Below are 8803 nucleotides of genomic sequence, written 5' to 3' on the forward strand. Positions count from 1 at the left end.
CGTCAGCTGTGCCAGGCTCAAGATGGGATTGCCGGACGCTTACTGAATTTCAACGTACAATGCTAGTGCAGCTTGTGGGTCGCTTATCAGCTATCAATTGAGACCAGCCATACGGGAAGACGGTACGTTCAGCTGATGCTGTGATGACCAGTTGACCGCTACCCGACATTATTTCAATTACGCTCCCACTGCTAAGCGGGCATGTTTGAATACCCTTGGCTCGCATCGGATATGCAGCTCGCGATGATGCATCCAAAAGTCGCCTATTTGCGCATCAGCCCAGTCAAACCATTACTGCTGATTGATCACTTTCGAAAACCTTTATCCAGTGCCCGCACCGCAAAATTTTCTTCGTCTCAACCGAATCTTTCCAACACATAGAGCCCCTAACGACGAGGAGGCATTCCACTCATATTAGGCGACGCTCCACCGAGCGCTGTTAACCGCTCAGCAGCCTGAACTCTTATAAACGCTCAAAAGGTTTCCCGAACAATATCTTCTTTATCCATATAGGGATCGGCCACCCTCGAAGCTTTCGCGTAAAGCGCCTGATCAACATTTATTATAATAATCATAAAATACTCCCTTATTCCGTCATAAGGAGATAACTATAAATATTTTGTGATGCCCGGTACGCAATGAGAAATTGCATAGCATGCTTCGATTGAAAGCGAGACACAGCTTAGTGTCGACTACCAACCAACAAACCACTTCTTCATATACCGCACACACAGAAGACTTTCTGATTTTACATATCGTTTTTTTATCGCCGATCGGAGTCACATAAATAATTTATTTGCACTTACAAAACTAAACTAAACTAATAAAACTCATAGTAGCGATCCAGCAGGAAAACGTATTTCCGTGAGCATCGCACATGCCGGCCTCGACCTCACCGACTATACTCTTATACTAGTGACGAGCAGGATTAAACCCCCATTAACCAGCCGTCACCTCTTCAGTGTTATTAATACGGCAACCTAGGCGCCGATCTACCACCCTCCTCACCTGGCTGAAGATAGAAGACCAGGCGAGAAAGGGGCCATCTTCTCACGTACTTACGAGGCCCAGAATAAAGCCAGCCCGCATAGAGATCATATGAGGTTCTATCGAGATGCGGTGTCCAGAAGCAGCTGCCCCGATGCCCGGGACCTGCTCGGTCACCTAAAGCGGTAGCCGTGCATCGCGCAGAGTCGAATTTTGGTTCGAAGGGGCCCGCAGCTCTTTTTCTGCGATGCGCTTCCGCGACCCGGAAAAACTTCTTGAGAAACCGCTCTTGGTGGTCGCCTCTTATTACCTTACTTTTACAGAGACAGGGCAATCTCAGTAATGATCGATTTTCCGGCAGAGTTTTCCACTGTGAAGCGCCGGAAAAACAGGCCTAAGTCATTGTTCTTGCGACATTTTTCCGGCCACCTTCTTCTCAGCGCGCCCAAACCAGTATCGCAAAGTACAAATTCCAGAGGCATATTTAACCGGAAAAAAAACAGCTAAGCCTCTGTTTCTGCGTACATTTTCCGTGAAGAGAAGCCGGAAAAATTCCGTTTCCGCTACCCTGAGCGCTCATAAATATACGAGAACGTCAAAAGGCGCCGGAAAAAAGGGAAGGCGCAGAAAATGAGGTCCAAGAGCCTGACAAAGTATTTCCAGCGATAGAAACACGCCCCCGTTTACTTTCTCAGCAGAGACCTCCCAAGGAAACTGCTGGCTGCTTAAAGCAAACGGTGGCGCGGGTGGCCGGACGATGCCCGCGACAAATAAATTCGGAGCCAACCGCCGAATGAGCCTGTCAGCAGGCCACAGGAAGCGTCGTGCATAAAAAATCCCCAAAACCGTTTTTATGCCGAAATCCTGCTTAATTCCCAGTATTTCAGACAGCGAACTGCTGGAGAATCTGCTTGCTGATTAACCAGGAGGAAGAAAATGCTAGAACTAGATATGGAACTAGAGACCTACGAGGAAATGCTGACGGTGCTGGACCGTCAGTTTGAAGAATTAACAGCGGAAGCTAAGCGACTGATGGTTCAGTTTTTGGAAATTGCTACAGAACGCAATAAGCTGCTACCGATCGTGATCACGATCAATGAGGATAAGCGCTATCGTTCCACCGCAATTCGCTGGAGTAAGACCGTACCGGTACGTAGCGAGGGGGGTTCAAAACGAGTTTTAGCCCGCCCCATTCGTAAGGGACGAGGAACCCACAAATATTCAACTTCAGCTTTCGCCTTTTTAGAACCAAAACTTCGATATCAAGTACTGCTCTATGAAGAATGTCTGGCTATCATCAGGTATGCACTATCGCGCAACTGTATCGTGCATTCGCATATTAATCACACAATGAAAAGCCTTACAAAGCAATTGTCTTATCTGGAAAGCTAGAGCAACCTGGAGTTCTAGAAAGAGAACAGAACTTTCGACCCCGAGTTACCACTGACCTTTTTACACTTAGAAGCGATCGACGATACTAACATAGCGCCGCCGATCGCTGGTTGATTACTACTGCACAACAGCTTTTGGCCGTTACCTGCCCGTCGATACAGGCTGCTATCGGCCAGAAGCGCACAGTCGCTACGAGGTAAATAAATCTATCCCCTTTTATCCTACTGTCCTATAAGGGGCACCGCAGAGTCCGGTTTGTTTACCAACCGGTGTCTGCTCAACCGCAGCCTCGTCGGCGCAATGGATGAAGGTGCACGGATGGCAAAATGGCATTAAAGTGGATGGCTGCAAGATATCAGACTGAGGAGCAATACGTACATGGAGGCACGTGGTTTGGAGGCCGGACCTCGCTCGCAGTTCTGGTTGATGAGCATGCGCTGCTGCATCATGGCTGGCAGTGTGGATGTTGCGTTTTTCTTTATTTTTCACCATTTCGGATCACCCATTCTCGCCTGGATCAACGTGGCGAGTGTTGTTATGTACGCGACCGCTTATGTCGCCTTGAAGAAGCGGCACAACCGGCTGGCCTTGCTGTTGATCTGGCTGGAAGTGTTGGTGCACGCCGCGCTGGGTACGCTGTTGATAGGCTGGCACAGCGGCTTTCATTACTACCTTCTGATGTTCATTCCGGCGCTGTTTGCGGGGGCTCGCTCCGTGCGCAGGGCAGCCGCATCAGTCTTTTGCCTGTGGCTTTTCTACATAACGCTCATTAGTGTCATGCGTTGGGTCGAGCCTATCGAGCCGATCCCGGATCGCGCGCTGGTAGCTGTAAACCTGTTTAACCTGACGGCTGTATTCATGATGTTCAGTTATCTGTCGGTCTACTACATGAAGACGGTGCAGCAGGCGCACCGGGTTCTACGTCAAATGGCAACGACGGACCCGCTGACTCGTCTCTTCAATCGTCGGCATATGACGGAGCTGGCCGCTCTCGATATTGCCGGGGATGGGCAGAGCAGTCCCGCTGTGGCGTTCCTGCTGATGGATATCGATCATTTCAAACAGCTGAATGATCGTTTCGGCCACGAATTTGGCGACCGCATCCTCTGTGCGATTAGCCAAATCATCAGTGACGCACTGCGCGACAACGAATACGTCGGCCGATGGGGCGGAGAGGAATTCCTGGCTGTGTTACCCGGCACCAATACCGAACAGGCGAAACTGGTCGCCGAACGTGTTCGGGCCGCCGTGGCTGAATATGACTGGTCGCAATATGAGTTGACCGCAGCGGTCACCTTGAGCATCGGTGTCAGCCGACACCTTCCCGGTGAAGCTTTTAGCGATAGCGTAGCGCGAGCTGATGCAGCGTTGTATGTCAGTAAGGGAAGCGGCCGTAACCGGGTCGAGGTGGCCGATGGGCCTTCACCGATCAACCCTGGCGAGATGCTCGGAGCAAGGGACGGTCTGATTAGCGCTTCGTGAGCGACCGCTTCTGGCCCAGGCTGTGAAAAAACGCAGACGTCTTTCTAATGTGTGCGCTCCTTCGTGAAATCTGTAAGCGCTCGGTTAGCCAGCAGACCTAAATTTTGCCTAGGAGCGTGGTATTCGAAGCGATTTGGACTGCTACGCTTGATCAAAAGAGCTTGTACACAGTCTCGGCCGTTACCTGCCCGTCGGTACAGGCTGCTAACGGCCAAAATCGGACGGTGGCGAACGTCTCGAAACGCCAGGAGCAGACAGTCAGCCGGATAAATAAATCTGTCCCCTCTTCTCGCGCCAACGCCGTATCGTCTGCGCCGCCAAGCAGGGGGGGCGAAATTCCCGACACGCTTGGCCCGCAGGTGTGGCGGGGAGAGAGCGCGCCGGGCTCGGACTCGAACGGCTTTACCAAACCTGTTTACTTTGGTGTATAGTTTCACTACTAGGCATTCTACTTAGCTTCGGATCCAATCCCATGTCCAATCGCACCGGCATCCTTCACAAGTCTCCTCTGAAATACGTGCTTGCATCCGTGCGTTTTGCACCGTGGCCCTTGGTGGCTAAAAAAATGGATGAGATCCAAGACGAGCTACGTGATGTGCTTCCTTTGATGCACCATGTCAGAATTGAGGTGCCCGAGGGTCAGTCGCAGCAAGACGCTTGGATGCTGGCTGATGCTGATAAGAATTATTGCGTTCAGTTCTCAAAAGATCAGATAATATTTTTCACGAAAACTTATAGCAACTATAAAGACTTTTCCGAAAAAAACAGCAGGGCTCTAGGTGTACTTTATAAGTACATGAACTTTATCGATGTGCATAACGCAGGAATTCGCTATATAGACAACATAAAGCCTCGCGACGGTGAAAAAAAGTCAGAATATGTTTGCGATAAATTCCTCGCCCCTGCTATACATGACTTATCAATTTCTGGTGGGCATATAATTTCCCACTACAAGTCGGGAAGCTATGATCTTCGTGTTAACGTTCTCGGGATACCTGGATCGTTTCCGATCCCCCAAGAAATGGTTTCAATCCCTCTCATACTGAACGGGCCGGACAAACCTTTCCAAGTTGAGGCTCTTGGTCAAGAAGATTTCATTGCAGACATGGATGCTGTCGCGATCTATGAGAACCCCAAACGGCTTAAAAAAGAAGAGCTGGAACATGTACTAAATGAGCTTCACAATGTGGCTAATAAGTTTTTTAGGCACAAGGATTTTTTCACTGAGCACGCCTTCAACGTTTGGAAAGGAGAATCCTAATGTTTGCCGCTGATGCAGCAGTAGCCAGCCCAATCCAATGCCCGCCATCTGGGGGCACGATCGGTCGCTCCTATTCGTCCTCGGCAGCATGTATTACTAAAGCCAGAAGTCGGTTCTTAGTTGGTGAGAGCCAAGCGAACGTGATAGATGGCGGATCAATTCAAACCAGAATTGGAGCAATGTTTGAAAGCAGTTTGCCATATGGAGTAACTGGCTTGCTGCGGAGGACTCCCACTCTAATTATCACTGTGGACGGCAATCCAGCAGAACTAACCAGAAATATTGTGGCAGTCCAACTGTCCGCTGGCACCGGAAAGGAAATCGCAGCGATCTCCTTCAAGGCCCAGATTGAAAACGTACAAGATCAGCTTGGCCTATCTATTACTCAGATCGCGCAGCTGTTTGGCGTAACACGAAAGACAGTTTATGACTGGCTGGATAACGCGGCACCGCGGGCAAACGCCTTAAACCGGATGGAATTCGTAACTGATTTAATCAGACAGAATGAATCACGACTGAATCTGAAGCGTTTGAAGGGCGTGTGGCAGATGACCGTCAACGGTAGCTCGTTCATTGACATTGTGTTAGATGAAGAGCTCGATCAAGATTCCCGCATGGCTGCCGCTATGGCCAAGCTGGAAGAGCTGGCTCCTCGACTTGGTCGAACAGCCCACAAACTGGGCAAAACCTACTTAGGAAATGCTCATGCTAATGACATGGATCGAGTAGCCGATCTTGGTTGACAGTGATGACATGGGATTGGCTGAAGCGATAAAAAAGGGGGGATGGTGGCAGGGCTCCATCCTTTCCGCTTCGTGCCTTGATGATGCTTCCACTGAGGAAGCGGATGTGTGGTGGGTCATCAGCTCGCAGACTTGCAATCTATACAACCCTGACTTCGAAAAGATTCCCGTCTTCGAAATTGTCGCAGCTAGGAAGATGGGATTTGACGAGATCAATCCAGCTTTCTCGAAAGGCAATAACCCAAGGCTTTTGCATGTCCAAGCTGAGGGTGATAACGAGACTGTAGCGTTTGAAATAGATATACAACGACGTGCCTGGGTAAATCGCCGCAGATTAGCAGGCCTTGGTGAGCCTGCGTACGAGATACGGGACGCACATCGAGAATCGGCGGACTGGTTTAACAATCAGTGGCTAGACAACTTTGCTGGTTGGCTGTCGCGAAGCTATACAAGGGTTACGCTTCCGGACGAATTCAACGAAATTCTGAAAGCAAGTAAGATCCAATCCGTGCTCGACAGCAAATTGCGGAGCAATGGACTATACGGAGTTTACTTTGACATTAGCTCAGCGGTGGACGAAGAATGGTTTGGTGTTCTGGGGCTTATGCCACCCCCCTACATGCTTGAAATTTTGCTTGTGTCTGATGAGACGGATGATCCCGATCCTTTTGTTCAAAAACTGAAAGATCAACTTTTTCGTACCAAAGTAAAGCTAGTTATAGATGGTAAAGAGCAAAACTTAACTCGAGCTGAGGCTGCGGCTAAACTGGGTTTGACGATCATCTCGGCTGGAATCACCGGGCAGGGAATTGGTGAGACCTCCCTGCTCCAGGTTAAATCACTGATCCGTTACACTATCAATGACTACCTTTCCCGGGCAGGAGCAGAGCCGGAATAGGTACTGCTTCCAACCCGATTCGCTTTGCTGGCTTGATTTGGCTTTCACCGCTGACCTCAATTCGGCACATAAGTGATGAGAGTATTCAGTCAGAAGAGTGAAAACGAACCACGTCCTCATGGAAGAAGTCACGTCCCTACCAGCGCTGCTTGCTCGAATCCCCGTTCAATGGCAGCCCAGGCTTTCAATACTTCTTTAACAGAACCAACCCCCTCCAGTTTTCGTAAGCGATCCATAAACCCCATCTAGACCGCCGTGTCCTCAACGTCATGCTGGCCTCCCCGATTCCTTCTGGAGATTTGCCCTAGAGCGGGTGGGAGGCTTCTTCTGGCCGATAGCAGACGCTTGCGGAAGCTCTCGCGACAGCGCACAGCCGCCGCTCGGTGAAGACCCAAGCGGATCTGCGACCGCCGATAGTAATCAGGAAACAAGTCGATATTCATGAGCGCAGGCCGGTAGTAGTACCGCCATGTCGCTCAATGGCAGTTACAGCAGAGCTTTCATCCGGAGCAGGCCGAAGATCTGGCGCCAAGCATTATCCTGTTCTTGTTGGCGATTCGAATGGATACCGTCGATCATGCCGTGGGTTGTGCGCAATGACGGTGACAATCTGACCTTGCGCGAAAATCTCTAGATCCGCCCTGCGGTCTACGTACTGCTCTTACCTCCGTAAAGAGCCACGTAGCCGATCTATGCGACAGGAAGAGACCGATAACCATACTCGCGACGTCTCCCGCCTTATCCTAGTTGCGAAGATGGATGCGACCTGACTGCCGCAAGGAACTCTGCTACCTCTCGATCGGATGGCGGCTCTGGCCTGATTTGAGCGGAGCCATTATCGTATACGTCGATAAAGACCCACTCCAGTTCTTCCAAAGGCTGACCAAGATCTGGCGGAGTCACCCAATGAAGTTGCGATCGGATCACCTTGGCGTTTTCGCTCATGTATGTCTTCCTTTCTGAATAGTTTTTCTCACCATCGACTGACGCGGCAATGCAACGCGGAGGACCGATGTGGTATCGGTAACCGAGACGACAGTTCTTCTTGTCGCCGCCTACAGATTTTCAAACATACAGCAGAAAACCCTAATCCCTCTGTCGATGCTGGCGGAGCTCGCGCCGTTGTAGTGAAAATCGAAGGCTCAGCCAACCTCCATCCTTTTAATGGAAGGTATAGTTTTAACGAGCCACAGCAGCTTTCCCACTCCGAATTAGCCGTTTGCAGGCATAGCGTCAATTCACCTGCCGCCAGCAGGTATTTGGGTATTTTCGCCAAGAGGCTAGGATCATATCGATAAGGAACAGGAGGCAGCAAAAATGAGTTTCGACACCCCAACGATGCGTGAAGAGACGATGGGTTATCTACTAACTTTCGGACTAGCTTCAGTACTTCTCGCCTGTTCTGGATTCGCTTGGTGGCAGCTATACATGTTCCACAGCACGCCCTGGATCTTTTATTCACCCGCGGGGTGGGATTACAGGTACGCGGGGGCAATTATATCTATGGGTGCCTGCAGCGTTTGGGCCTATTTCTATGCCGTCGCGGTTCGGTCTAGACACTGGTTAACGGTAGCCAAAAAAAGTTGGCATTTCTCGCTTCCCGCGTTGATCCTGCTTATGAGCACCGGGCTCGCCACTTGGCAGATTCATAAACTCGGCATTTAGAATCTTATCGAAGAAAACAGAGAGCTGGTCGAACATGTAGAAGAGCCTGTCGACTGACGGCTTGCCGCAAGGGTGCTGGACGCGAGCTGGCGTCCCTTAATGCGCACGATTACCTAGCCGCCGCTGGCAAATGTCCTTATGGCTACAGCCGCCGTTTCCGGCCCGTTGCGCACATGCACGAGCTGCAGACGGAAGCGAAGGGAAACCAGATTGAGTTCATAGAAGTCCGCCTATTGGCCCTTTCTGTTTGATGATATCCGCTGCGAGGTTCTGAATTTTTTGCTTCCGATCGCTGAAAACTTCTTCGACAAGTAACCCGACGATTTCTAGTGCGTGCGCCGCATCCTCAGACTGAATCACACCGGGTTTTATGGA

Annotated in this window: 5 protein-coding genes; all 5 read left to right on the forward strand. The window is 50.4% G+C overall.

Annotation, left to right across the window (positions count from 1 at the left end; all coding sequences use genetic code 11):
• The first annotated feature begins 1923 nt into the window (after positions 1-1923).
• The 5 genes from mobI to FHK95_RS19740 all read left to right on the forward strand — a co-directional run bounded on the left by mobI (position 1924) and on the right by FHK95_RS19740 (position 6763).
• Entirely contained in the window at positions 1924-2379 is a 456-nt protein-coding gene (gene mobI / locus FHK95_RS19720; RefSeq protein ID WP_150306345.1) for a conjugative transfer protein MobI(A/C), read from the forward strand.
• Between the two features lie 378 nt (positions 2380-2757).
• Complete coding sequence (locus FHK95_RS19725) at positions 2758-3861, forward strand: GGDEF domain-containing protein (RefSeq protein WP_150306346.1); 1104 nt, start codon at positions 2758-2760, stop codon at positions 3859-3861.
• A gap of 472 nt (positions 3862-4333) precedes the next feature.
• Positions 4334-5122: a TIGR04255 family protein gene (locus FHK95_RS19730; protein WP_150306347.1), complete on the forward strand. Its 789-nt coding sequence runs from the start codon at positions 4334-4336 to the stop codon at positions 5120-5122.
• Entirely contained in the window at positions 5122-5865 is a 744-nt protein-coding gene (locus FHK95_RS19735) for a helix-turn-helix domain-containing protein (RefSeq protein ID WP_150306348.1), read from the forward strand. Before FHK95_RS19730 ends, FHK95_RS19735 begins: the two co-directional genes overlap by 1 nt.
• The gene (locus FHK95_RS19740) at positions 5858-6763 is read left to right on the forward strand and encodes a hypothetical protein (RefSeq protein ID WP_178114867.1); all 906 of its coding nucleotides are present in this window, start codon (positions 5858-5860) and stop codon (positions 6761-6763) included. Before FHK95_RS19735 ends, FHK95_RS19740 begins: the two co-directional genes overlap by 8 nt.
• The last annotated feature ends 2040 nt before the right edge of the window (positions 6764-8803 follow it).

Source organism: Pseudomonas saliphila (genome assembly GCF_008638345.1).
GTDB classification, from domain to species: domain Bacteria; phylum Pseudomonadota; class Gammaproteobacteria; order Pseudomonadales; family Pseudomonadaceae; genus Halopseudomonas; species Halopseudomonas saliphila.